21 protein-coding genes are annotated in these 26,060 nt (G+C 47.4%); 3 read left to right on the top strand and 18 right to left on the bottom strand.

All coding sequences use genetic code 11. From position 1 onward, the window contains the following. Window positions 1–10 precede the first annotated feature (10 nt). The 16 genes from dnaE to rpsB form a co-directional block, all read right to left on the bottom strand. Window positions 11–3,490 (bottom strand): DNA polymerase III subunit alpha, encoded by a 3,480-nt coding sequence (dnaE, locus tag M0413_RS01335; protein WP_249552883.1) that lies wholly within the window; start codon window positions 3,488–3,490, stop codon window positions 11–13. 117 nt (window positions 3,491–3,607) lie between these two features. After that, window positions 3,608–4,237, bottom strand: a complete 630-nt coding sequence (rnhB, locus tag M0413_RS01330) for a ribonuclease HII (RefSeq protein ID WP_037416766.1) — start codon at window positions 4,235–4,237, stop codon at window positions 3,608–3,610. Next, entirely contained in the window at window positions 4,237–5,394 is a 1,158-nt protein-coding gene (gene lpxB / locus M0413_RS01325) for a lipid-A-disaccharide synthase (RefSeq protein ID WP_249552881.1), read from the bottom strand. The genes rnhB and lpxB overlap by 1 nt, the downstream gene beginning before the upstream one ends. 133 nt (window positions 5,395–5,527) lie before the next feature. Next, window positions 5,528–6,298, bottom strand: coding sequence for an acyl-ACP--UDP-N-acetylglucosamine O-acyltransferase (gene lpxA, locus M0413_RS01320; RefSeq protein ID WP_037416761.1), 771 nt, complete (start codon window positions 6,296–6,298; stop codon window positions 5,528–5,530). Next, on the bottom strand, window positions 6,295–6,759 hold the full coding sequence (fabZ, locus tag M0413_RS01315) for a 3-hydroxyacyl-ACP dehydratase FabZ (protein ID WP_037416758.1): 465 nt from the start codon (window positions 6,757–6,759) through the stop codon (window positions 6,295–6,297). Before fabZ ends, lpxA begins: the two co-directional genes overlap by 4 nt. Window positions 6,760–6,791: 32 nt before the next feature. Beyond that, complete coding sequence (lpxD, locus tag M0413_RS01310; protein ID WP_047534654.1) at window positions 6,792–7,817, bottom strand: UDP-3-O-(3-hydroxymyristoyl)glucosamine N-acyltransferase; 1,026 nt, start codon at window positions 7,815–7,817, stop codon at window positions 6,792–6,794. Window positions 7,818–7,820: 3 nt separating this feature from the next. Next, the gene (locus M0413_RS01305) at window positions 7,821–8,318 is read right to left on the bottom strand and encodes an OmpH family outer membrane protein (RefSeq protein ID WP_037416754.1); all 498 of its coding nucleotides are present in this window, start codon (window positions 8,316–8,318) and stop codon (window positions 7,821–7,823) included. A 65-nt stretch (window positions 8,319–8,383) separates the two neighbouring features. Continuing rightward, on the bottom strand, window positions 8,384–10,864 hold the full coding sequence (gene bamA / locus M0413_RS01300) for an outer membrane protein assembly factor BamA (protein WP_037416752.1): 2,481 nt from the start codon (window positions 10,862–10,864) through the stop codon (window positions 8,384–8,386). Between the two features lie 31 nt (window positions 10,865–10,895). Next, window positions 10,896–12,266, bottom strand: coding sequence for a sigma E protease regulator RseP (gene rseP / locus M0413_RS01295; protein WP_037416749.1), 1,371 nt, complete (start codon window positions 12,264–12,266; stop codon window positions 10,896–10,898). Window positions 12,267–12,317: 51 nt separating this feature from the next. Continuing rightward, the gene (ispC, locus tag M0413_RS01290; RefSeq protein WP_037429564.1) at window positions 12,318–13,508 is read right to left on the bottom strand and encodes a 1-deoxy-D-xylulose-5-phosphate reductoisomerase; all 1,191 of its coding nucleotides are present in this window, start codon (window positions 13,506–13,508) and stop codon (window positions 12,318–12,320) included. Window positions 13,509–13,512: 4 nt separating this feature from the next. Beyond that, window positions 13,513–14,370, bottom strand: a complete 858-nt coding sequence (locus tag M0413_RS01285; RefSeq protein WP_037416744.1) for a phosphatidate cytidylyltransferase — start codon at window positions 14,368–14,370, stop codon at window positions 13,513–13,515. Between the two features lie 20 nt (window positions 14,371–14,390). Beyond that, window positions 14,391–15,218, bottom strand: a complete 828-nt coding sequence (uppS, locus tag M0413_RS01280) for a polyprenyl diphosphate synthase (protein ID WP_037416741.1) — start codon at window positions 15,216–15,218, stop codon at window positions 14,391–14,393. Between the two features lie 82 nt (window positions 15,219–15,300). Beyond that, window positions 15,301–15,858: a ribosome recycling factor gene (gene frr, locus M0413_RS01275; protein ID WP_037416738.1), complete on the bottom strand. Its 558-nt coding sequence runs from the start codon at window positions 15,856–15,858 to the stop codon at window positions 15,301–15,303. A gap of 30 nt (window positions 15,859–15,888) precedes the next feature. Beyond that, complete coding sequence (gene pyrH / locus M0413_RS01270) at window positions 15,889–16,617, bottom strand: UMP kinase (protein ID WP_037416734.1); 729 nt, start codon at window positions 16,615–16,617, stop codon at window positions 15,889–15,891. 70 nt (window positions 16,618–16,687) lie between these two features. Further along, window positions 16,688–17,539 (bottom strand): translation elongation factor Ts, encoded by an 852-nt coding sequence (gene tsf / locus M0413_RS01265; protein ID WP_037429566.1) that lies wholly within the window; start codon window positions 17,537–17,539, stop codon window positions 16,688–16,690. 119 nt (window positions 17,540–17,658) lie between these two features. Beyond that, entirely contained in the window at window positions 17,659–18,387 is a 729-nt protein-coding gene (gene rpsB / locus M0413_RS01260) for a 30S ribosomal protein S2 (RefSeq protein ID WP_011071784.1), read from the bottom strand. A gap of 309 nt (window positions 18,388–18,696) precedes the next feature. Between rpsB and map the strand changes: the two genes are divergently transcribed. From map to dapD, 3 genes are all read left to right on the top strand, one after another. Then, window positions 18,697–19,494: a type I methionyl aminopeptidase gene (map, locus tag M0413_RS01255; RefSeq protein WP_249552879.1), complete on the top strand. Its 798-nt coding sequence runs from the start codon at window positions 18,697–18,699 to the stop codon at window positions 19,492–19,494. 82 nt (window positions 19,495–19,576) lie between these two features. After that, entirely contained in the window at window positions 19,577–22,162 is a 2,586-nt protein-coding gene (glnD, locus tag M0413_RS01250) for a bifunctional uridylyltransferase/uridylyl-removing protein GlnD (protein WP_055648600.1), read from the top strand. 18 nt (window positions 22,163–22,180) lie between these two features. Then, window positions 22,181–23,005 carry a 2,3,4,5-tetrahydropyridine-2,6-dicarboxylate N-succinyltransferase gene (dapD, locus tag M0413_RS01245; RefSeq protein ID WP_055648601.1) on the top strand — a complete coding sequence of 275 codons (825 nt, stop codon included), beginning with the start codon at window positions 22,181–22,183 and terminating at the stop codon, window positions 23,003–23,005. A gap of 71 nt (window positions 23,006–23,076) precedes the next feature. Here dapD and M0413_RS01240 read toward each other — a convergent pair whose 3' ends face one another. Continuing rightward, complete coding sequence (locus tag M0413_RS01240) at window positions 23,077–25,005, bottom strand: HD domain-containing phosphohydrolase (protein ID WP_249552877.1); 1,929 nt, start codon at window positions 25,003–25,005, stop codon at window positions 23,077–23,079. Between the two features lie 190 nt (window positions 25,006–25,195). Further along, window positions 25,196–26,011 carry a formyltetrahydrofolate deformylase gene (gene purU / locus M0413_RS01235; RefSeq protein ID WP_037430067.1) on the bottom strand — a complete coding sequence of 272 codons (816 nt, stop codon included), beginning with the start codon at window positions 26,009–26,011 and terminating at the stop codon, window positions 25,196–25,198. Window positions 26,012–26,060: the final 49 nt, after the last annotated feature.

The following is a 26,060-nucleotide window of genomic DNA, read 5'->3' as shown; positions in this document are numbered from 1 at the left end:
AAGACAGATATTACGATGGAAATACAATCCGCACTTTCTGCGGGCCGAGTAAACTTTCCAAGGCAAAGACCAACTCATCACTTGGGTTAACTCGCCAGGTTTCGGCCAATCTAAACTGCCCCTTGGCTTGAGCTTGGCTGTAGTTAATCAGCACTGGCACAGCGCCATTACGCCATGGACTGATTGCCTGCTCAATGCCCTCGAGCATATTTGGGGTCAGCTGCGATGCCTCTAAATCGATTTCCAATGCACTGGCAAAATGGCTACGCGCCTCACTGATATCGATGATATTGCGCGCCGTCATCCGGTTTCCACCGGCAAAATCATCAAAACTCACCTCACCTTCACAGATCAGGATCCGATCCTTTTCCAGCAGGTGATTAAACTTCTCAAAGGCTTCAGTAAATAGCATCACCTCAAGCCGAGCGCTCTTATCATCTAAGGTCAGTAAACCCATTTTCGAGCCGCGTTTAGTGAGCATCACCCGGGTCGCCACGACGAGGCCCGCAGCCTTAACGGTTTTACCCCGTTCGGTAGGATGCACATCCTTCAAGCGCCCAGAGGTGTAATGCTTAAGCTCTTTAAGGTATTGATTTATTGGGTGCCCAGTTAAATACAACCCTAATGTTTCGCGCTCGCCCTCAAGCCAAATTTTGTCCGGCCATGGGGTACATTCCACAAACTGTTGCTTGCTATCCTCAGGATCACTATTGAGCAAACCAAACATATCATGCTGACCAATAGCCTCAGCCTTCGCATGTTGGTCTGCTGCGCTAATGGCCTCGGGTAAGGTTGCCATCATCGACGCGCGGTGCGGTCCAAGGGAATCTAACGCACCTGCACAGATAAGCTTTTCAATAACCCGTTTATTGAGCTTTTTTAGGTCTATACGGGCACAGAAATCGAATAAATCAACAAAGGGACCATCTTTACGCGCTTCTAAAATTGACTCAACTGGCCCCTCACCCACGCCTTTGATCGCACCAATGCCGTAGACAATCCGCAGATCATCATCAACGGTAAACTTAAATAATCCCTTATTCACATCCGGCGGAATGATGGTGAGCCCCATCCGCTCGCATTCATCCACTAAGGTCACAATTTTATCGGTGTTATCCATATCGGCAGACATTACAGCCGCCATAAATTGCGATGGAAAATGGGTCTTCAACCACAGCGTTTGATAGGAAACTAACGCATAGGCCGCAGAGTGAGACTTGTTAAAACCGTAACCAGCGAACTTTTCCACAAGGTCGAAGATTTTCATCGACAGCTCGCCGTCGACACCGTTTTTAATCGCGCCCTCTTTAAAAATACTCCGCTGTTTGGCCATCTCCTCAGGCTTTTTCTTACCCATAGCACGGCGTAACATGTCAGCGCCGCCCAAGGTATAACCTGACAATACCTGTGCAATCTGCATCACCTGCTCTTGGTACAAAATAATGCCGTAGGTGGGCGAAAGCAGTTCTTTTAAGGATTCATGCTGGTATTGAGAATCGGGGTAAGACACCTCTTCACGGCCATGCTTACGCTCGATAAAGTTATCCACCATGCCCGATTGCAACGGCCCTGGGCGAAACAATGCCACCAGAGCGATCATATCTTCGAAGCAGTCGGGCTGTAGACGTTTAATCAAATCCTTCATACCACGGGATTCAAGCTGGAATACCGCAGTGGTTTCATAACGTTGCAGCAATCTAAACGAGGCAGGGTCGTCTAGCGGAATCGCTTCAATGCGTATCGGTGGACGGCCATTTTTAACCTCCACCTTGTTGATCATCTCTAGCGCCCAATCGACGATAGTGAGCGTTCTTAACCCCAAGAAGTCGAATTTAACTAACCCTGCGGTTTCCACGTCGTTCTTATCGAACTGGGTTACCGGGTTTTTACCTTCGGCGTCGCAGTAAAGCGGCGAAAAGTCGGTGATCTTGGTGGGCGCAATCACCACGCCCCCCGCGTGCTTACCCGCGTTTCGAGTGACGCCCTCGAGTTTGCGGCACATGTCGATAAGATCTTTGACATCTTCATCGGCATCGTAGGATTCCTGCAATGCAGGTTCCACTTCAAAAGCTTTGGCCAGTGTCATCCCAGGCTCGGGTGGGATAAGCTTTGAAATGCGGTCGACAAAGCCATAGGGATGGCCCAGCACACGGCCGACGTCTCGGATAACCGCCTTAGCCGCCATGGTACCGAAAGTAATAATCTGCGATACCGCTTCACGGCCGTACAACTCAGCCACGTGGTCAATGACCTCGTCGCGTCGATCCATACAGAAGTCAACGTCGAAGTCGGGCATCGACACCCGTTCTGGGTTCAAAAAACGTTCGAACAGCAGGTCAAATTCGAGGGGGTCTAAGTCGGTAATCTTAAGGGCATAGGCCACAAGCGAACCCGCGCCCGAACCACGACCAGGACCAACGGGAATCCCGTTGTCCTTACCCCACTGAATAAACTCCATCACGATAAGGAAGTAACCAGGAAAGCCCATTTGGTTAATCACTTGAAGCTCGATGTCGAGGCGCTCATCGTACTCACCGCGACGCTCGGCGCGCACTAGTGGGTCGGGGAATAAGAACGCTAAGCGCTCTTCGAGCCCCTTCTTAGAGCGATCAACCAAATAATCCTCAATCGACATATCGCCGGTGGGGAAGTTAGGTAAGAAGTATTCGTTTAAACGAATAGTGACGTTACAACGCTTAGCAATTTCAACGGTATTGGCAAGGGCTGCGGGGATGTCAGCAAACAGTTCACACATTTCCTCTTCACTGCGAAGGTACTGCTGCTCACTGTACTTTTTAGGACGGCGTGGATCGGCAAGCGTAAAACCATCGTGAATCGCGACCCGTATTTCATGGGCTTCGAAGTCCTCTGGCTTTAAAAACACCACCTGATTTGTAGCCACCACAGGAATACCCTTTTCCTGCGCTAATCCCACCGCCATGTGCAGATAACGCTCTTCATCTGGGCGTCCGGTGCGTAACAACTCAAGGAAATAACGTCCCTCAAAATGCTGCTGATAGAACTCGCATAACGACTCAACCTGAGTATTGTTGCCCTTCAGCAGCGCCTTACCCACATCCCCTTCTTTGCCCCCAGACAGCAGCAAAATGCCTTGGTTATATGTGACCAACCACTCTTGGTCAATCACTACGCGACCTTGAACATGCCCGCGTAAATAGGCTTGACTGATGATTTGGGTGAGGTTTTGATAGCCCTCATTATTCATCGCAATAATGGTTAAGGCGCAAAACTCACCATCAAAACCAGGTACTTGCATCCAAAAGTCCGCGCCGATAATCGGCTTGATCCCTGCGCCATGGCAACCGCCGTAAAACTTCACTAGACCACAGAAGTTATTTTGATCTGTTAAAGCCACCGCCGCCATCCCATGCGCTTCAACTTGAGCAAGGATTGGCTTGACCTTAGCGACACCATCGGACATAGAAAAGTCACTGTGGACACGCAGATGCACAAAACGAGGATCGGACATAATTAGAATTATCTTTGAATAGCAGGTTAACAATCACTAAAAAAGCAGACTAGCAAAGTCACCGCTCTTGGGCTAGTGACTTTGCTCTCAAGCTGAAGTGAAAACACCCAATCGGTGTTAACGCTCCAGTAATGCCTTGACGGGTTTGAAACTTTTACGATATTGATCGAACACACCATGCTCGGCGATGGCGTCAAAATGCGCCTTCGTTGGATAGCCCTTATGCTTAGCAAATCCATACTGTGGATAAGCGGCATCGAGGGCATCCATCTCCCGATCACGGGTCACTTTGGCAATAATCGAGGCAGCACTGATGCTGGCAATCAGGCCATCACCCTTGACTATGCTATGGCTCGCCAAAGACAGCCCTTGGTGAGTAAACGCCGGGCTGCGATTACCATCGACTAAAACTAACTCGGGCGCACGTGCAAGCCCTGCCACCGCGCGCTGCATAGCAAGCATAGTGGCATGCAGGATATTCAGCTCATCAATTTCCGCAGGACTTGCCCGCCCCACATGAAAGCTTAAGGCTTTTTCACAAATCTCATCGAATAATGCCTCGCGGCGCTTCTCGCTGAGCTTTTTAGAGTCATTTAAGCCCAAAATAGGTCGATTAGGATCGAGGATCACCGCAGCGGTGACGACATCGCCAACGAGGGGACCGCGACCAACCTCATCGACACCAGCCACTAACACCGATGCAAAAGCAGCGATATCGGTGTCGTTCAGCGTCTTAAATACCGCCATTAGTTCATATCCTTAACATCAACCAGAGCCAAAACCGCCTCGGCCGCCTTCTGGCTGGCATCGCAACGCAGCAGTTGATGCAAACGTTCAAACTCGGCTTTGATTGGTGCAAAGTCGCGGTTAAGTTCAACGCCAACCGCGGCAGCTATTTTCTCTGGCGTGCAATCATGCTGAATAAGCTCTGGTACCACATCTCGCCCCGCTAATAAATTTGGCAGCGAGAAACGATTCACCTGCATCATGCTCTTGGCAATACGATAGGTCAGTGGACTCACGCGGTACGCCACCACCATTGGGCGTTTAATCAGCATGGCCTCTAACGTCGCTGTACCCGAGGCGAGTAAAATACCATCGGCAGCAGCCATCACTTCGCGTGACTTGCCTTCCACCATGTGAATTTCTAAATCCGGCGCATAATCTTTTAACGCTTGTTCAAACTGTTCACGGCGCTGTTGATTCACTAAAGGCGTCACAAAGCGAATATCGGGAAATTGCTGCTTGATAAGTAGCGCCGCCTTCACAAAGGGCTCAGCCAATTGCTTTAGCTCACCGCCGCGCGAACCAGGTAAAATCGCGAGATATTCAGCCTCAGGATCTAACTCCAGCAATTGACGCGCACTTGCTTTATCACTCTCAAGCGGAATGTCGTCGGCTAAGGTATGACCGACAAAGGTACAAGGCACTTGATGCTTATCGTAGAAGGCTTTCTCGAAGGGCAATAATGACAGTACCATATTAGTGGCCTTGGCGATTTTAAAGATCCGCTTAGGCCGCCATGCCCACACCGAAGGACTCACATAGTGAACGGTTTTAATCCCCTGAGCCTTTAATTTAAGCTCGAGACCAATATTGAAATCCGGCGCATCAATACCGATAAAGCAATCAGGCTTAAGCTCGGTGATGGACTTAATTAACGAAGCTCGGACATGGAGCAGGCGTGGCAGACGCGATAGCACTTCAACTATCCCCATCACGGCTAATTCTTCCATCGCGAACAGGGATTCGAAGCCTAAGGCTTCCATACGAGGTCCACCAATACCAACAAAACGGGCATTGGGATGTGCTTTTTGCAGCGCGGCTATCAAACCCGCACCTAAAATATCGCCGGAGAGTTCTCCGGCGACCATTGCAAACACTAATTGAGATTTTTTGCTCATAAACCAATCATATCTGACAAGTGAATGGCACCGCAGCGATAACCTCTGCCATGGCATTTTCTAACGCAGAATGTCACGAGCAGTGCCTATGAATGGCATAGTCTAGAGTCGAAACTCTTAACGCATCATGCCGCTAACGAATAATGCCGCGACCCGAAGATTTGACAAACTCAACGAGCAACTTAACTTGCGCGTCATTTTGTGCATCTTCGGCAAGTGCCTCAACCGCTTCTTCAACCGTCAGGCTGCTACGATATAAGGTTTTATAAGCGCGGCGCACCGCTAATTGAGTTTCCTTAGAGAAACCTCGGCGCTTCATACCTTCGCTGTTTAAGCCGCGAGGGATAGCTGGTTGTCCCGCAGCCATCACAAAGGGTGGCACATCTTGTAATAATAACGAACATCCCGCAGTAAAGGCGTGAGCACCAATATGCACAAACTGGTGAACGCCAGTCATGCCACCGAGAATCGCCCAGTCACCGACATGCACATGGCCTGCGATAGACGCATTATTGGCCATAATTACGTTATTGCCGACCACACAGTCGTGAGCAATGTGCACGTAGTTCATAAACAGGTTGTTTGAACCAATACGGGTTTCGCTATTGTCTTGAACGGTTCCACGGTGAATAGTGACATGCTCACGGATAACATTGTTATCGCCAATGATAAGGCGTGTAGGCTCACCTGCGTATTTTTTATCTTGGCATTCTTCACCCACAGAGGCGAATTGAAAAATACGGTTGCCTTTACCTATCACCGTTGGCCCCTTCACCACCACGTGGGAGCTTAACCAACAATCGTCGCCAATCTCGACACCCGCGCCCACATAACTCCATGGACCTATGGTGACATTTTTACCAATTTTTGCATCGGGATGCACAAACGCTAATGTATCTATCACTGATTAATCTCTCTGCGGGCACACATGATTTCAGCGGAACAAACCACTTCACCATCCACTTTGGCCTCACCATAGAAAACGCCAATCCCGCGGCGCTCTTTAATCATTTTGACTTCAAAATGGATTTGATCACCGGGTTCGACTACACGTCTAAAACGTGCATTATCGATACCCGCAAAATAATACAACACACCAGGTGGTGGCACATCGTCACTCATGGTCTTAAAAGCAAGCAGACCAGTGGCCTGCGCCATGGCTTCTAAAATCAGCACGCCGGGCATCACAGGCTGGATCGGGAAATGCCCCTGAAAGAAGGGCTCATTAATCGTCACGTTTTTAATCGCATGGAGACTCTCACCGGGGGTGAAATCCAGTACGCGATCGATTAATAGGAATGGATATCTATGGGGCAGATACTTAAGGATCTCCGAAATATCCATAGTGTTCATTTGATTAGACACGAACCTAGTTCCTCAAAATTGCCTTAGGGCAATTACTCTGGTGTATTTAAATTTTTTTCCAACGTCTTCACGCGCTGGAACAGCTCATCCAATTGACGGAAGCGAACTGTATTTTTACGCCACGTTTTGTTATCCATAGCAACCGTGGCTGATGAATACAAACCAGGCTCACGCATATTACCAGTAATGTTGGTCGCGCCAGAAATATGCACACCATCGGCAATGGATAAATGGCCAGCAATGGCACAATTTCCACCAATAATACAGTACTTACCAATAGTGACACTGCCCGCAATCGTGGTACTGCCTGCGATAGCTGTATTTTCACCAATAATATCGTTATGGGCGACCTGCACTTGGTTGTCGATAATCACACCATTGTGGATTTCGGTATGGCCTAATGCACCGCGGTCAATCGTTGAATTAGCACCGATTTCGACGCGATCACCAATGCGCACACCACCAGTTTGAGGGATCTTAACCCACTGTCCGCGCTCATTAGCGTAACCAAATCCATCGGAGCCAATAACGGCACCGGAATGAATAATACAGTCTTGGCCTAAATGGACATTGTGATACAGGGTGACATTGGCCCATAAACGGCTATTTGAGCCTATGATGGAGTCTTGTCCAATCACAGTACCCGCACCAATTTGTACATTTTCACCGAGGATAACATTGGCACCAATCACCACATTAGCACCAATTGCCACGCCTTCACCTAACTGGGCAGAAGGGTCAATTTGCGCTGAGGGATGAATACCCATCGCTGCCTTGGGCGTGGTATCTAACAACTGCGCCACACGAGCAAACCCCACATAGGGATCTTTTACAACTAACGCAGTGCCAGGATAGTCCTGCGCATCTTTAGCCGACAATAACACCGCGCTCGCTTGAGTTGACTCAAGCTGAGCACGGTATTTGCTGTTGGCTAAAAAAGAGATTTGTCCCGCTGTGGCATGTTCAAGCGTTGCAACACTGTTGATCACTAAGGTTTCATCGCCTTGGACAACGCCATCTAATATCAGGCTTAGCTCTTTTAAAGTCACACTTTTCATCAATTACTTGCCTTTGCTTAAGGCTTCAACCACTTTGCCACTGATGTCAGCATTTGGCTTAACATAAATGACTGCACCACGCTGTAAAACTAAATCGTATTTTTCTTTTTCAGCGATAGTGTTAATGGCTTTTTGAACCTTAACTAACAGTTTGTTTTGCTCTTCGCCTTGGCGACGACGTAAGTCCTCATCCAACGCCTTACCTTTCAACTGATATTCAGATTTTAGCGCTTCCATTTTACGAACCAGCTCAGTTTTTTGCGTGTCATTCATTAACGCGCCATCACGTTGCTGCTTCTCCATCAGAGAGCGCATTTCTTCTTGCATTTTCTGAACTTCAGACATGCGATCACCAAACTCTGACTTCAGAGACTGCATGATTTGCTCACGTTGAGGTAACTGCTCAAACACAGCGCCCATATCAACTACAGCAATATTTTCCGCCTGCGCCGCTAAAGGTGCACCTAATAAAGCTAACGTCACCAGGGCACGGTTTACCATCTTGTTCAAAATAGACTCCTTGTTACCTTTGTTATATTCAGCAAAACTTGCCGAGTGTATGCCTTTTAAAAAGTTTTGCCAATATTGAACGAGAAGATCTCTGTTTGATCGCCTTCGTACTCTTTAATCGGCCATGCCAAGCTGAATACCATAGGGCCCATTGGTGATAACCACTGTAAGCTTACCCCCCAAGATGCTCTTATACGCGCAGGGTCACTGTAGTCTTGTAACTTATCAAACTCTTCAGCGGGTAAGGTTTGATATTTGGCAAAGTCAAACTCGGTATCCCACACGTTACCGGCATCGAGGAAGAAGCTGGTACGTACAGAGTTGGTATAAGCCTCATCCAAGAATGGCGTCGGTACAATAAACTCTAAACTCGCAGTTGCGATAGCGTTACCACCGATTGAACGGCCAGAGCTTACCTGAATACTGTTTGGATCGCCCGGTAAACTACAACCATCGCCCGATGGATCCGGCGCACAGGGTTCACTTCCACGGAAAAGATAGAAGGAACGCGGACCTACGGAGTTAGACTTAAAGCCACGCAGTGAGGTGCTACCGCCTGAGTAATAGTTTTCCCAGAATGGTAGGATCTGGTCATTATCGTTAAATTGACCATAACCATTACCATAGCCTAAACGACCACGTGCCAAGACCACAAAACTTTGACTGCGGTTGAGAGGGAAATAGTAGTTGGTATCGAAGTCAGTCTTGAAGTACTGCAGATCTGATCCAGGTACAGTCATCTTACCGCTTAAACGCTGTGATGAACCGTCTGTTGGGAAGGTTCCTCGGTTTAAGGTACTGCGATACCAACCTAAACTCAGCTCAAAGTTATCAAAACTTAAGTCTGCATTTGGATCATCTTCACGGTAAATATTGTAGAAACGCAGCGCCTGTTCATAGGCAGAGATTTCTGAAATCGTGTTATGACGATAACCAATACCGCCGTTGATACGGTTGTATTCGTTAATCGGGAAACCAGAGTTTAGCGCTACCCCATAGGAGCTGTTTTTATAGCGTTCAAGGTTGGCTTCGTTCGCATCGAACTCGTTCCAGTAAACACTACCACCTAAGCTCACACCATCTTTAGTCCAATACGGATCGGTGTAAGATAAGTTGACGTTTTTAGAGTACTTGTTGGTACTTAAACTCACACCCGCTTGGTTACCCGTGCCGAGGAAGTTATTTTGCTGCACACCAAACTGTAGGCTTAGACCTGATTCAGTACCATAACCGACACCGGCGTTAAATGAGCCAGAAGGCTGCTCTTTCACCTTAACCGCTACATCGACTAAATCGTCAGTACCGGGCACTTGAATGGTTTCGGTATCGACGGTTTCGAAGAAGCCTAAACGGTTTAAACGGGCTTTAGATTGCTCAACCTGCGCTGAGTTTAACCAAGCACCTTCCATCTGACGCAGTTCGCGACGCATCACTTCATCTTTAGTGACAGTATTACCGGTAAAGTTGATGGAGCGAACATACACGCGCTTACCAGGTTTGATATTGATGTTTAAGGTCACTTCCTTGGTCTTATCATCAATTTCAGGGTAGGTTTTCACTTCAGGGTAAGCGTAACCGAAACGGCCTAAGTATTTGCTGTACATCTCTTCGGTGAAGGTCACATCACCGCCGTTGTACATATCGCCCGCCTTGATAGGTAGAATCGATTTCATCAACTCTTCACGACCCATCAGATCGCCCGTGAGGTTAACGCCTTTTACCTTGTACTTCTCACCTTCATTGACGTTGATAGTGATGTACAAGCCTTTACGGTCTGGGGTCATCGCCACTTGCGTCGAGGTAACTTCAAAGCGAATATAACCCTTGTTGTGGTAATAGGTTTTAATCGTCTCAAGGTCGGCTTGAAGCTTTTGCTTCTGATAGCGACGCTCACCAAACAGATCCCACCAAGCCACATAATCTTTCAGTTCTAACATGCCGATAAGCTCAGCATCGGTGAACTCATGATTACCGACCACGTTAATTTGGCGGATTTCGGCCGCTAAACCTTCAGTAAATTTGAACTTAAGTTCGACACGGTTACGGGGCAAGTTAATCACCTGCGCCTCGACTTTGGCGCCGTATTTACCCACGCCGTAGTAGAAGTCTTGTAATCCCTTCTCGATGCCAGTCAGCATTGTGCGGTCTAAAGATTCGCCGACTTTAACGCCTGAGCCGTCCAGACTTTCCTGTAACTGCTCATCTTTAATGTCTTTGTTGCCTTCAAACGTCACAGCACTGATGGTTGGTCTTTCGGTGACTTTGACAATCAACACGCCGCCATCATGACTGACTGAGATATTCTCAAAGTTAGTTGAAGCATACAGGCTTTTAATGGCTTGCTGAATTTTTAACTGATCTACAGTGTCGCCCACTTTCACTGGTAAGCTTAACAAGGCAGCACCCAGTGCGACTCGCTGCAAACCTTCAACTTGGATGTCGGTCACTTCAAAGGGTTGGAAAGTATCCGCCAACACAGTCCCTGAAAACGACGCACCGACGAATAACATCGAGGCAAAAAGTTTATTCAATCTCATAGAGCACTTCTAATTATTAGTCTGTCCTTGCTCAGAGTCGGGCAAAATCATTGAAGAGCGCAATGCTCATCAACATCAGCAGTAATGCTGCCCCAAATCTGAATCCTATTTCCTGTACCTTTTCAGATACAGGCTTACCAGTTATTACTTCAACGAAGTAATACAGCAGGTGTCCCCCATCGAGCACAGGCAATGGCAGCAAGTTAATGATGCCTAAATTGACACTGATAAGCGCGAGGAAACCGAGAAAGTAAACCAAGCCATAGTTTGCACTATTGCCCGCACCCTGTGCGATTGAGATAGGTCCACTTAAGTTTTTCACTGACACATCGCCAGTAAATAATTTGCCAATCATCTTAAAGCTCACGACAACAAGTTGCCATGTTTTATCGGCTGCGATAGCAAAAGATTCGATTGGCCCATATTCCAGCTGTAATCGCATATTCTCAGGCCATTGTGCCTGAGCCGGGCTCACCCCAAGCACGCCGACATCTTTACCATCACTATTTTTAACACTTGCTGGTGTCACAGAGATGGCAAATTGCTCACCATTACGGCGCACGGTTAACTCCACAGGCACATTGGCAGAATGCTGAATAATGTCAACAAAAGCTTGCCAATCGGTATATTGCTGGCCATTGATAGCCACTAAGGTATCACCGACCTTCAGATCACTCTTAGCCGCTGCACTGCCTTCACTGATGAGCGCAATTTGTGGCTCAATCGCAGGGCGATACACGCCCAAGCCCAGTGCCGTGATCGGTGACTCTTTCTCAGGGTCGAAACGCCATTGACGGGTGTCTAAAGTGTAAGTACGAGTATCGGTATCAAGTCCCTGTAAACCGTTAAGAGGCGCAAGGGATAGTGTCAAACTGTCATCACCAATATGGCCAACAAGCGCCAAATTGACTTCTTCCCAATTCCGTACTGGCTGGCCTGAAATCGCCGTCACTTGCATCGGCTCAGTGACTTGGATTTGTGCCGCCGCAGTGCCAGGTGTCGTTGAGGTAATGACTGGCTTTAGCGATGGCACACCAATTAAATACATAAAATACAGTGCGATAATCGCAAAAATAAAGTTCGCAATGGGGCCAGCCGCCACAATTGCTATACGTTGCCACACGCTTTTACGGTTAAAGGCCTGATCTTTTAAGTTATCGGGGACATCTTCAACACGCTCATCGAGCATTTTGACATAGCCACCCAGCGGGATCATGGCAATAACATATTCAGTACCATCTTGACCGACTTTGCGCCAAATCGCCTTACCAAAACCAATCGAAAAACGCTCAACTTTCACACCACAGCGGCGCGCAACATAGAAATGGCCGTATTCGTGGGCAGTAATTAACAGCCCAAGTGCTACGATAAAAGAACCTAAGTTCCACAAAAAATCTAACATTCCACTCCTTACGTCATCAGTAAATCCACTCAAGCCTCGTCAACAAGAGGCCTAAGCAAATTTCGCTAGTAATTCACGGGCATATATCCGTGTTTGTGCATCGAGGGCAATGATATCTTCGATGCTGGTCATCGCCCGTTTAGGCACCGACGATAAACAGGCTTCGTTCACCTTGGCGATATGGGTAAACCCAATCTTGCCTTGTAAAAACGCCTCCACGGCGATTTCATTGGCCGCATTGAGTACCGTAGTCGCTTCTTGCCCTTGGGCACAAGCGGCAATAGCTAAAGCCAAACAGGGGAAGCGATTAAAGTCTGGCTCACAAAAGCTTAACTGTCCGACTTTGAAAAAATCCAAAGGTTCAACACCGGAGCGAATTCTTTGCGGATAGGACATACAATGCGCAATCGGTGTACGCATATCCGGGTTACCCATCTGCGCGATCACACTGCCATCGCGGTATTGCACCATAGAATGAATAACACTTTGCGGATGAATAACCACCTTTAGTTGATCTTTCTGGGTATTGAACAACCAGCGTGCTTCGATAAACTCCAAGCCCTTATTCATCATAGTGGCGGAGTCGACCGAAATTTTCGGCCCCATTGACCAATTTGGATGTTTGCAAGCCTGTGCTGGCGTCATTGCCGCAAGACTTGACAGCTCGGCGGTTAAAAATGGACCACCAGAACCGGTGAGCAAAATATGGGAAATACCTGACGCCGCTAAATCACAGCGCCCTAAATTAGCCTGCACTTCTTCGGGTAAGCATTGGAAAATCGCATTGTGTTCACTGTCAACCGGCAACAACGTGGCGCCAGAGCGTTTCGTTGCCTCAATAAACAGCTCGCCGGACATCACCAGCGCCTCTTTATTGGCGAGCAATACCCGCTTACCCGCCTTCACCGCCGCCAGCGTCGGGACTAAACCCGCCGCGCCGACAATCGCAGCCATCACGGTATCAACCACTGAGGAAGTGACTAAGGCAATAAGCTCATCCTCGCCACTTGTGACTTGGATATTAAGCGCCGCGGGTAATTGCGTCTTGAGTGCTAATGCAGCATTGGGGTCGACCATATGGGCGACCTGCGGGCGATGGGCTAAACACAGGGCGAGCATCTTGTCGACACTCGCATTCGCCACTAAAGCATACACTCGATAGGCTGAAGGGTTGGCCGAAATCACACTTAAGGTACTGGCACCAATAGAGCCTGTCGCACCCAAAATCACCATATTTTGCATAGCGTTACATCCAAAATGCAATGTAGATTAGGGTAAACACCGGCAAGGCTGCTGTCAGGCTGTCGATGCGGTCGAGCACGCCGCCATGTCCAGGCAAAATCGTGCCCGAATCTTTAATGCACGCAGCGCGTTTAAACATACTCTCGGATAAATCGCCAAGGGCAGAAATCAATGCTACAAAAATGGTCACCGCAACCACTAAGCCTAACTCCTGCTCAGGGGATATATACATAACACCCGCAACAACAATTAGTGTAGTGACTAAACCACCGAGCAAACCCTCTAAGGTTTTAGCTGGGCTAACTGCGGGCATAAGCTTAGTTTTACCGACAGCTTTGCCCACAAAATACGCCCCAGAATCCGCAGCCCAAACGATCAACATCACCAATAATACTAGCGATGCCCCATAGTAAGGCGATATTTGCGAACTAATCGATTTAAGGGCAATCAGTGCCACAAAACAAGGTACTAAAGTCAATTGTCCAAACATGGACTTTAGCATCGGACTCTTTTGCCACAATTTGGCGCTTTTAGGATAAGTGACCACCAGCAGCAGTGACACCATCCACCACAAAGTACCTATGGTAACCACGGCAAGATAAATGGGATGAATTTGCCCCCGAAGCCAAATGGTGTCGGCGGGAACAATTAAATTAAGAGCGATCAGTAAAATACCGACCGTACAAGTAAAACTCCATTGGGTGACATCACATTGACTATCGATGATCCTGCCCCACTCCTTAGCGGCGATCAGAAACACGGCGATCAAGGCCCAAGCAAAGTACTCAACGGGGAGTAAATAGATTGCTCCCAAAACTAATGGAATCAACCAAATTGCTGTTATTATACGTTGTTTTAGCAAAAAAAATCCCTCATGACGTTTTACAATGCGCGCATCTCATCAATTTGACTTCCGGTCAAACCAAAACGGCGCTGGCGACTGGCAAACGTGGCAATCGCTTCATGAAAAGCCTGTTCATCAAAATCAGGCCAAAGGGTGTCCAAAAACACCAACTCAGCATAGGCAGCCTGCCAGAGTACAAAATTGCTGATCCGGTAATCCCCACCCGTACGGATCATTAAATCAACTTCACTCTGATTTTGCATGCACAAATGTTCACTCAAGGCTTCTTCGGTGAACTGACTGCTGGTCATTTCGCCAGTTTCAACCTTTTCAGCTAACTTTTGCGCAGCTTGCAGTATGTCCCAACGACCGCCGTAATTGGCCGCCACATTCAATATCAATCCCGTATTGCTCGCAGTTTTCGCTTCTGCGGCACGAATTTGCTTTTGTAAACGCGCAGAAAAGCGACTGATATCGCCGATGATATTCAATTTGACCTGGTTTTTATCGAGTAACTTAATTTCCCGCTGCAATACGGTAAAAAACAGTTCCATCAATAAGCTGACTTCTTTATCGGGTCTACGCCAATTTTCGCTAGAAAACGCAAATAGCGTCAGCGATTGTATCCCTAACTGGCTGGCCGCGCTCACCGCACGTCTCACCGCTTTAACCCCAGCCTTATGCCCCATCACTCGTGGCTTGCCCTGGATTTGGGCCCAACGTCCATTACCATCCATAATAATCGCAACATGCTTAGGTAATGACTGTTTAACGAGTTCGGGTAATATCTCCGGTAAGCTTGTCTGAGCACAAGCATCCGCCTCAGTCGGCCTAGATTGCGGATCAAATTCCACTGTGGATGACATCTAATACAACCCTTTAAAATAGACAAACGCCGTGTAGTATACCCCTACACGGCGTAGCAACTCTAGCTTATAGCGCCTGAGATTAGACTTCCATCAACTCAATTTCTTTGGCCGCTAAAATCTCATCGACCTTCTTAATGTGAGCATCGGTGAACTTTTGTACTTCCTCTTCGAAGCGGCGAACATCATCTTCAGTGCATTCTTTAGCTTTTTCGAGTTTCTTCACATCAGAAATCGCATCGCGACGTACGTTACGAATCGCCACACGACCACCTTCGGCCTCAGCACGTACTACTTTGATAAAGTCTTTACGACGCTCTTCCGTCAGTGCGGGTAATGGAATGCGTAAGGTTGCCCCCGCTGACATAGGGTTCAAACCTAAATCAGAGCTCATGATCGCTTTCTCAACCGCTTGGATTGCACTACGGTCAAATACGGTTACTGACAGAGTACGTGCATCTTCAACACCCACGTTCGCCACTTGGTTCAGTGGTGTCATAGTGCCATAGTAAGATACTTGGATTGAGTCCAGTAAGCTTGGGTGTGCACGACCAGTACGTACTTTAGCCATTTGGTTTTTGGTCGCGTCAACGCATTTACCCATGCGCTCTTGAGCATCTTTTTTAATATCTGCAATCACGTTAAATGTCCTTCTTGGTCATTGAATAACTTATTTCGCTTTGATCATTGTGCCTTCTTCTTCACCCATGACCACTCGGCGCAGGGCGCCAGGTTTATTCATGTTGAATACTAGGATTGGCATGTCATGGTCACGCGCCATAGTAAAGGCTGCTAAGTCCATTACTTTTAATTCTTTATCCAGTACTTCAGTGTACGTTAAGTCATCGTACTTCACTGCTTCTGGATTTTTCATCGGGTCGTCAGAATAAACGCCGTCAACTTTAGTGCCTTTTAGCACGACTTCTGCTTCGATTTCAATGCCGCGCAAGCAAGCAGCAGAATCGGTAGTACAGAATGGATTACCAGTACCCGCAGCAAAAATCACCACACGGCCTGATTTTAATAAGCTGATCGCCTCAGCCCAATTGTAGTCGTCACACACCCCTTTTAATGGGATAGCCGACATCAGACGAGCATTAACATAGGCACGGTGCAGGGCATCACGCATGGCCAAGCCGTTCATAACCGTTGCCAGCATACCCATGTGATCGCCCACCACACGATTCATGCCCGCTTTTGCTAAGCCTTCACCGCGAAATAGATTACCACCACCAATGACCACACCCACCTGAATGCCTAACTCTACTAGCTCTTTGACTTCTTGAGCCATGCGATCTAACACTTTAGGATCGATGCCGAAGCCTTCGTCGCCCATCAGTGCTTCGCCACTTAATTTTAGAAGAATGCGTCTAAATGCAGGTTTTGGATTGGTGCTCATAATTTTTATATCCTGGTCATAACAAGACCGCAGCCATTGCTGCGGTCTTGGGGGTATTTAGCGTTGGCGATTAAGCCTTTTTAGAAGCAGCGATTTGAGCAGCAACTTCAGCTGCGAAATCTTCTTCTTTCTTCTCAATACCTTCACCCACTTCTAAACGAATGAAGTTAGTGACTTTCGCGCCTTTCTCTTTCAAGAATTCGCCAACAGTTTTCTTTGGTTCCATGATGTAAGCTTGACCAGTCAGAGAAATCTCACCAGTAAACTTCTTCATACGACCAACAACCATTTTCTCTGCGATTTCAGCAGGTTTGCCTTCATTCATAGAGATTTCGATTTGCAGAGCTTGTTCACGAGCGACTACGTCAGCTGGAACGTCTTCTGGGTTAACGTATTCTGGCTTAGAAGCGGCAACGTGCATTGCGAGGTGCTTCAGAGTTTCGTCATCAGCATCACCAGTTACCACTACACCGATACGCTCACCGTGACGGTAAGAAGCTAATTTAGTGCCGTCGATGTACTCAACGCGACGAACGTTGATGTTTTCACCGATTTTAGCAACTAGCGCAACACGGGCTTCTTCGAATTGGGCTTTTAAGTCTTCTAAAGTCACTTTAGACGCTGCAGCAACGTCTAAAACAGCGTTAGCAAAACCTAAGAAGTTTGCATCTTTAGCAACGAAGTCAGTTTGGCAGTTTACTTCTAACAGTACTGCGAAACCTTCACCGTTTTTGATCAGGATAGTACCGTCAGCAGCGATGTTACCTGCTTTCTTAGCAGCTTTAGCAGCACCAGACTTACGCATGTTGTCAATTGCTAACTCCATGTCGCCGTTGGTTTCTTCTAACGCTTTTTTACAATCCATCATGCCTGCGCCAGTACGCTCGCGCAGTTCTTTAACTTGGGCAGCAGAAATTGCCATTGTTAAATCCTCTCTAAAAAATCGACTAATTTGCAGATATAAAACAGGGGCCGAATGGCCCCTGTTAACCAATCAAAATCTTGGTTAATAAGGGTGATGAAACTCATCCCGCCTTATTATTATTCGGCTTCTACGAAACCGTCTTGCTCAGCTTGAACAGCTAAATCTTGACCACGGCCAGCGTTAGCTGCTGCAGCAACAGAAGTAGTGTACAGGCGAATAGCACGCATCGCGTCGTCGTTACCAGGAACGATGTAGTTAACACCATCTGGCGCAGAGTTAGTATCAACAACTGCAACAACAGGGATACCCAGGTTGTTAGCTTCTTTAATAGCGATATGCTCGTGGTCAGCACCGATAACGAATAATACGTCTGGCAGGCCGCCCATGTTCTTAATACCGCCTAAAGATTTTTCCAGCTTTTCAAGCTCACGAGTACGCATCAGCGCTTCTTTTTTGGTCAGCTTGTCGAAAGTACCATCTACTGATTGGCTTTCCAGTTCTTTCAGACGTTTGATTGACTGACGAACGGTTTTCCAGTTAGTCAGCATACCGCCTAACCAACGGTGATCAACATAGTACTGATCACAAGAAATAGCAGCTTCTTTGATCGCTTCGCCAGCAGCACGTTTAGTACCAACGAATAATACTTTACCTTTCTTTGAAGCAACGTTGCTGATGAAAGCCAGTGCTTCATTGAACATTGGCACAGTATGCTCAAGGTTGATGATGTGAACGCCGTTGCGAGCACCGAAAATGAATGGCTTCATTTTTGGGTTCCAGTAACGGGTTTGGTGACCGAAGTGGACACCGGCCTGGAGCATATCGCGCATTGAAACTGTAGTCATTTCTATTACCTTAAAATTTAGGGGGTTAGACCTCCACGTATCCCATGTCTTCGACCCCGCAGTTAACAGCTGAGGGCACCCCGAAGAATGTGTCGACACGTGTGTGATTTAGTATTTAGATAAATTGCCATGTATAATGGCCGCCATCTTTAGTTTTGCTATCGCCCAAAAGCAGATAAAGCTGAGCTTGGGTAATTCATCAAGACTTAAACATAACGGCGCGCTTTATACCATAAATAGCCCTAAAGCACAAATTTTTGCATTAGGTTCATCGCGCCAATAGACACCGAAGACACAAGAGAAAACGCAATGAGTATAGTCATTAAGACAGCAGAAGAAATCGAGAAAATGCGCGCGGCAGGTAAACTGGCTGCACAAGTATTAGAAATGATCGCCCCTTATGTTAAGGCGGGGGTCACCACTAATGAATTAAACGATATCAGCGCCAAATATACCGAAGAGCAAGGCGCGATTTCTGCCCCGCTCAATTACCATGGTTTTCCTAAGTCGATTTGTACTTCGTTAAACAACGTCATTTGCCACGGTATTCCGAGCGATCGCGTTCTCAAGGATGGCGATATCCTCAATATTGATATCACCGTCATTAAAGACGGTTACCATGGCGATACCTCTAAAATGTTCTTAATCGGTGAAGTCAGCCCTAAGGACAAACGTCTGTGCCGCATCGCCCAAGAAAGTCTCTATCTTGCGATCCGTAAAGTGCGTCCGGGATTAAAATTAGGTGAAATCGGCAATACTATTGAAAAATTCATCAAAGCCAGCAAAACAGGCCTTGAGAAATATTCCATCGTGCAAGATTATTGTGGCCACGGTATTGGCTCGGGTTTCCATGAAGAACCCCAAGTGATGCATTACCGTAATGGTGACAACACCATTTTACGCCCAGGTATGTGCTTTACCATTGAACCGATGATCAACGCGGGTCGACACACCACTGTGCTAGATCGCGATGATAATTGGACGGTGACCACTTCCGATGGTAAAAACTCAGCCCAGTGGGAACACACATTATTAGTGACCGAAACCGGTGTTGAAGTGCTGACGCTGCGCGATGAGGAAGATTTTCCGCGGATCATAAATCACTAATGACAATTGTTAAACTATCCACCAGGTCATATTGGAACTTGGTGGGTAGCAAATATTTTAACGCATCCAAACAAGGGACTCGATGAATACAGCGCTGCTAGCTAAACAATCATTAATCGAACAGAATCAAACGCTTTTAGCAAGGTTCAAAGCCAAAACCCCGATTGAAGAGCTAGTGACTCAGCGCTGTCAGTTTGTCGACTCCCTTATAAAACAGGCGTGGTTGCAACACGGCCTAGATCAATACCCCATCGCCCTGATTGCCGTTGGTGGCTATGGTCGCGGAGAGTTACATCCGCACTCTGATGTCGATTTGCTATTCCTCTTCGAGGGCGAGTTAGCTGCGGTAGCGGAAGCCGCGCTCAGCGAGTTTATCGCCTTTTTGTGGGATGCTAGTCTTGAGATTGGTCATAGCGTCCGCACCCTTGATGATACGCTACGCCTTGGGCGAGACGACATTACCATCGCCACTAATTTGCTTGAAGCGCGCTTGCTTTCAGGGCCTGAAAGTCTGTTTGACCAGCTCTACGATGCCATTCGTCAAAGCGATTTTTGGACCTCCAGTCAGTTCTTTATCGCTAAGCGCGATGAACAAACGGCCCGCCATGCCAAGGCGAGTGCCTTCGATCTTGAGCCCAATATCAAAAGTTGCCCTGGTGGCCTTCGGGACATTCAAACCATCGCCTGGGTTGCCATGCGCCACTTTGGCGCCTCACGCTTAGAAGAACTGGTGCAATACGAATTTTTAGAACCCGCCGAATTAGAAGAGCTGCTCGAGTGTCAGCACTTTCTGTGGAAGTTGCGTTTTGCCCTGCACATGACTGTCGGGCGTGATGAAAACCGCCTGCTGTTCGATGTCCAGCGCCAAGTGGCTGAGTTGATGGGATACGAAGACGCGACCCAACTTGCTGTTGAGCAGATGATGAAACGTTACTATCGCACGGTGCGCCGCGTGATGGAACTCAACGAAATGCTGCTGCAACTGTTTAAGCGGGCAACTCTTGGTCAAACGAAAGCTTTAGAAATTCAAGCGATTGACAATAACTATCAGCGCCGTGGTGCCTTTATCGAGGCCCTAAGTGACGATTTATTCGACAGCGGTGAAGAAATTGTACGTTTGTTTGTCCATGTCGCGAAAAACTCTAATATTAAAGGCATTTATGCGCCTACCCTACGCTCACTGAGACGTGCTCGCCGAGCACAGCAGCAACCCTTGCAAGAAAATCCTCAGTGCCGCCAAGCCTTTATGGAGATCTTAAAACATCCACGCGGTATTGCAGCCTTATCGCTGATGCATAAACACGGGGTGCTGTCGGCCTATTTGCCCGCATGGCGCAATATCGAAGGCCAAATGCAGTTTGACCTGTTCCACGCCTATACGGTGGATGAACACACCCACAGATTGCTCCTCAATATCGAGCGCTTCTCGCAGCCAGAACAGAAAGAAGAGTTTCCTTTAGGCTCAGTGCTTATCAATCAGTTACCGAAAAAAGGTTTGTTGGTACTCGGCGCGATTTTCCATGATATCGCCAAGGGCCGCGGCGGCGATCACAGCAAGCTTGGCTCAAGCGATGCCCTCGCCTTCTGTAAACTTCATGGCTTGAACGACCACGATGGCCGCCTAGTCGCTTGGTTAGTTGAAAATCACTTGGTGATGTCGGTAACGGCCCAGCGCCGCGATATTTCCGACCCCGATGTGGTAGCCGACTTTGCCAGCAAGGTGCGCGATGCGGTGCATTTAAGTTATTTGTACTGTTTAACCGTGGCCGATATCTGCGCCACTAACGAAAAGACTTGGAATAACTGGAAAGGCTCACTGCTGCGCGACTTATATTTTTCCACCCAAAGGGTGCTCGCTCGCGGCAAAGAAAAGCCCGTTGATATTCGGGCCCGAGTACGCGAATACCAAGCCAAGGCGAAAAAAGAACTACTGCGACGCGGCATAAAAGAAAAAGATTTAGATACCCTTTGGCAACGCTTTAAGGCCGACTACTTTTTGCGCCACCAGCCCAATCAAGTCGCTTGGCATGCTGAGGCCATCCTCAAGCATAAGCAATTGGATGAGCCCTTAGTGCTCGTTTCAAAACATACGACCCGCGGCGGCACAGAGCTGTTTGTTTATTGTCAGGACAGACCTAAGTTATTTGCTACCGTAATGGCGGTGCTTGATAATAAAAATATTAACGTCCACGACGCTAACATCATGACATCAAAGGACAATTACGCTCTAGACACCTTTGTTATCCTCGAGCAAGACGGCGAGCCCGTCAGCCAACTCTCGCGCATACAAAGTATCCGTAAAGCCCTTGAAAAAGCGCTCGCCAGTGATAACCCTAAACTGCCACGCTTTAGAAAACTGTCGCGCAAGATGAAACCTTTTAATGTTCCCACTCAGGTGAGTTTCCTTGAGAGTAACCGCCATGGTACAAGTATGATGGAACTCATTGCCTTGGATACGCCGGGATTATTAGCTAAAGTGGGCGATATTTTTTATCGCTGCAACACGACGTTGCTCTCCGCCAAGATCACTACCATCGGCGAGCGAGCGGAAGACTTTTTTATTTTGCAAACCAATGATGGCTTGCAACTCAATGAAACCCAAGAGCATACGCTCAAGGAAGCCTTGATTAGCGCACTGAGCGCCATCAACTCAGAGTCAACCAATTAACCACAACGGGAGAAGTAAATGGAGGCTTTACGCCAACGTATTGAGGCCGCTTTTGAAACGCGTGCCGACATCACACCAAGCACTGTTGACGCTAGCGTGCGTAACGATGTGCAACATGTCATCAATATGCTCGACAAGGGTGAACTGCGCGTCGCTGAAAAAATCGACGGCCAATGGCATGTTCATCAATGGTTGAAAAAGGCGGTGTTACTGTCATTCCGTATTTTTGATAACGCCGTTATCGATGGCGCCGAAACCAAATATTTTGACAAAGTGCCGTTAAAGTTTGCCGAGTATGACGAGGCCCGCTTTAAAGCCGAAGCCATCCGCGTGGTGCCTTCAGCCACTGTTCGAAAAGGCTCGTTCATCGGTAAAAACACCGTATTAATGCCCTCTTACGTCAACCTTGGCGCCTACGTTGACGAAGGCACTATGGTTGACACTTGGGCAACCGTTGGCTCATGCGCGCAAATTGGTAAAAACGTACACTTATCCGGCGGTGTAGGTATCGGTGGCGTATTGGAGCCGCTGCAAGCTGGCCCGACTATTATCGAAGATAACTGCTTTATCGGCGCACGCTCTGAAATTGTCGAAGGCGTTGTGGTAGAAGAAGGCTCGGTGATATCCATGGGCGTTTATATCGGCCAAAGTACCCGTATTTATGACCGTGAAACGGGCGAAATCCACTATGGCCGCGTACCAGCTGGCTCTGTAGTCGTATCCGGTAACCTGCCCTCAGCATGTGGCAAATACAGCCTATACGCTGCGATTATCGTCAAGAAAGTGGATGCAAAAACCCGCGGCAAAGTGGGGATCAACGAACTGTTACGTATCGTCGATTAATCGTTTCGCTACATTGCGGGATAACAAAATGCCAAGCAGCCTGCTTGGCATTTTTTATCTACTGAGTTCCGTTAAATTAAACGCTCGACATCCTGGCGTAACTTATTCGCCATCGCTATTGCACGCCAGCCGATTACGCCTATTGCATGTTGCGCCTTATTCACAACCACCAAAAACTCAGAGTCAGACTCATTAAGTTGCTGCAGCGCATCTTCTGAAGTCGCCACATCACTAATTAAAGGAACAGAATGCTCCATGATTTGATGAGCTTTTTTACGCAAAAAAGCCCTATCCTGCTCTCGCTCGGCTGCACTGCCTATGAGGGGGCTGAGCCAGTAGTCCAATAATCTTTGGGTGATAACGCCAATGAGGTGATGTTCTTCATCCTGTACAACAGCCACCTTAGCATGGGCGTGAGCAAGTAGTCGTTTAATGTCGGCTAACTCATGGTCCAAAGTGACTGTCACTACCGGGTCTAGCGCGGCAGAACCGATATGATCGCTAATACTAATTTCACGGTTAATAAGTACCTCTAAACAGGTTTCAACTATATCAGGATCAAATAAGGTCCCTTTACCCGCCCGAAGCACTTCTGTCATCTTCGCCAATCCCAATGAAGGACGATAGGGTCGGTGTGATAGGATTGAATCAGCAACATCGGCAACGGCAATAATTTTAGCCTCATAAAGAATCGCTTTGTCCTTTAATCCCAAGGGATAACCCGATCCATCAAGCCGCTCATGATGCTGTAATATCATTTGTTTAATCGGCCAGGGAAATTCGACATCCTCTACAATTTCCGCTCCATGTTGTGGATGAGTTTGAATTAAGGCGTATTCTTCTTTGGATAATTTTGAAGGTTTAGTCAAAATCTGTGATGGTATTGCAAGCTTTCCTATGTCATGCACCAGTGCACCGATTTTTAGCCCCTCTAAACGCTGCGGCTCAAGCCCGAGCTTTTCACCTATCAGGTAGCTTAATTGGGCCACCGACTTTTGATGCCCCGCGGTGTAAGCATCCTTAAGTTCTAATGCCTCGGAAATGGCGCTGATAAGCTGGGTTAACGATTGGGATAATTGCTCCTTTTGCGCCTTAATAATTTTCGACTGCCGCGATACTGCCCGTAAACTGCGGGGAAGCTCAATCGAATGCCATAAAATACTCGCAAAAGTGAGCAATGAGCGGGCATCTTGACGACTATAGGGGTCACTTCGCCCAACGACGCAAATAATTCCCATCAACCGATTTCGAAATAAAATGGGCACCGCTAAAAAGCGTTCGTCAAGCAGTAATTTATCGAATACTCCCTGAGCATTCACGGGCCTACCTAGGCTATTTTTAATGATAGGCTTAAAGTTTTGAGCGCATTCAAGCCAGACAAGACTTTCAGTTTCAGGAGCTTGAGTCTCTTCTTCGACAATTTCTGGAAGGTCAATCTTAGATTGAGGATATTGGGTTCTGGCCGCCAAGCTAAGCAATTTCGATTTTTCGTTATGTAAAAGAATAAACCCATACCGACTACTGCTGAGTGCGACAGATTTGGCTACCGCAACCCGGAAAACATCCTCAGGTGAAGACCTAATCACTTCTTCAATATGCTGCAACCAAACATCGCTCGCTTGGATTACACGGCGATAATCTACGTGCAATTCTTTAATTTTGGGATCTTTAAAATTTATCTCAGATAAGATCAAGTACCATCCATTTTCAGGAACTGCATGCAAAGCGAAATGCACATTTGCGCCATTATTGTCCTGTAACTGGAAGCCTATATAGCCACCGCTACGATGCTCAATATCTGCACATAAATCAGTATCAAAAGCACTGAATAACTGGCAAATAGGTTTATTAATGATTTGCGCTGCTGAGCGGTTACAGCGCTCATAAAAGGCTTGGCTCATTTTCTGAACACGAAACTCTTTATCGAGTTGTGCCCAAGACAAATGCAAACCATCGGGGAGATCCATCGTTCCGACAATTAGACCGCGATTTGTTGACATCCAACCTCCATCCTTGATTAAAAATAGGAATGTAGACTCAAAAACTCATTAGGACATAAACAAAGTAAAAATCCTATTAAACATAAGGATAGCAAAGCGAATATAAGCCGCAGACTAAAACTGAAACATAAGATCCCCATCACGGTATGCGCGGGAGTATGTTGGGGATACTCAAATCAAATTTTACACCCTAAAACACTATGGTTTTATTGCCGTAAACCACCACTTGCTCATTTAACACTAATTGCAACGCCTTGCTGAGAACACTTTTTTCAACGTCTCGGCCCGCTTTGGCCATTTCGAGTGCACTGTAACTATGATCAACGGGGATCACATCCTGTTTGATAATCGGCCCTTCATCGAGGCAATTATTCACAAAATGCGCCGTCGCACCGATAATTTTCACCCCACGTTCCCAGGCTTGGCGGTAAGGAGCTGCACCAATAAAGGCTGGTAAGAAAGAGTGATGGATATTGATGATACGGTTTGGATATTCGGCAACAAAATCCGGCGTCAGCACCCGCATATACTTGGCAAGCACCAGATAGTCTGGCGCGTATTGCGACACCGCGGCCAATAACGCCTGCTCATGTTGAATTCTGTCGAGTCCTTCGTGGCTGACGAGATGAAAAGGAATATCAAACTTTTCAACAAGTTCTCTAAGTACATCGTGGTTGCCAACTACGGCGGCAATCTCAACATTTAAACCGCCATAATACGCTTTCATCAAGAGGTCGCCGAGACAATGTGCTTCTTTAGTGACTAATATAACAATGCGTTTCTTACCCGCACTCACTAAGGTCATATGATTTGGAACGGGTAATACTTGACGCAGATCCTGCAATAATTGCTCGCTGTTAAAGTGCCCCTCAAGCTCAGTGCGCATAAAAAATCGTCCCTGCGCATTATCCACAAATTCACTGTTTTTGATGATGTTAAGCTGATGGTTAAAGCAAACACTGGTGATTTTGGCGATAAGCCCTTGGGCATCGGCACAATCTGTCATCAGAATTTTACGTGCTAAGGCGGGTTGTGCGTTGGATACTACATGCTGT

This window comes from Shewanella sp. 8A, from assembly GCF_023475945.1.
Lineage (GTDB): Bacteria > Pseudomonadota > Gammaproteobacteria > Enterobacterales > Shewanellaceae > Shewanella > Shewanella xiamenensis.
The sequence above is the reverse complement of the archived record's forward strand: the minus strand, read 5'-3'. Positions and strand labels throughout refer to the sequence as shown.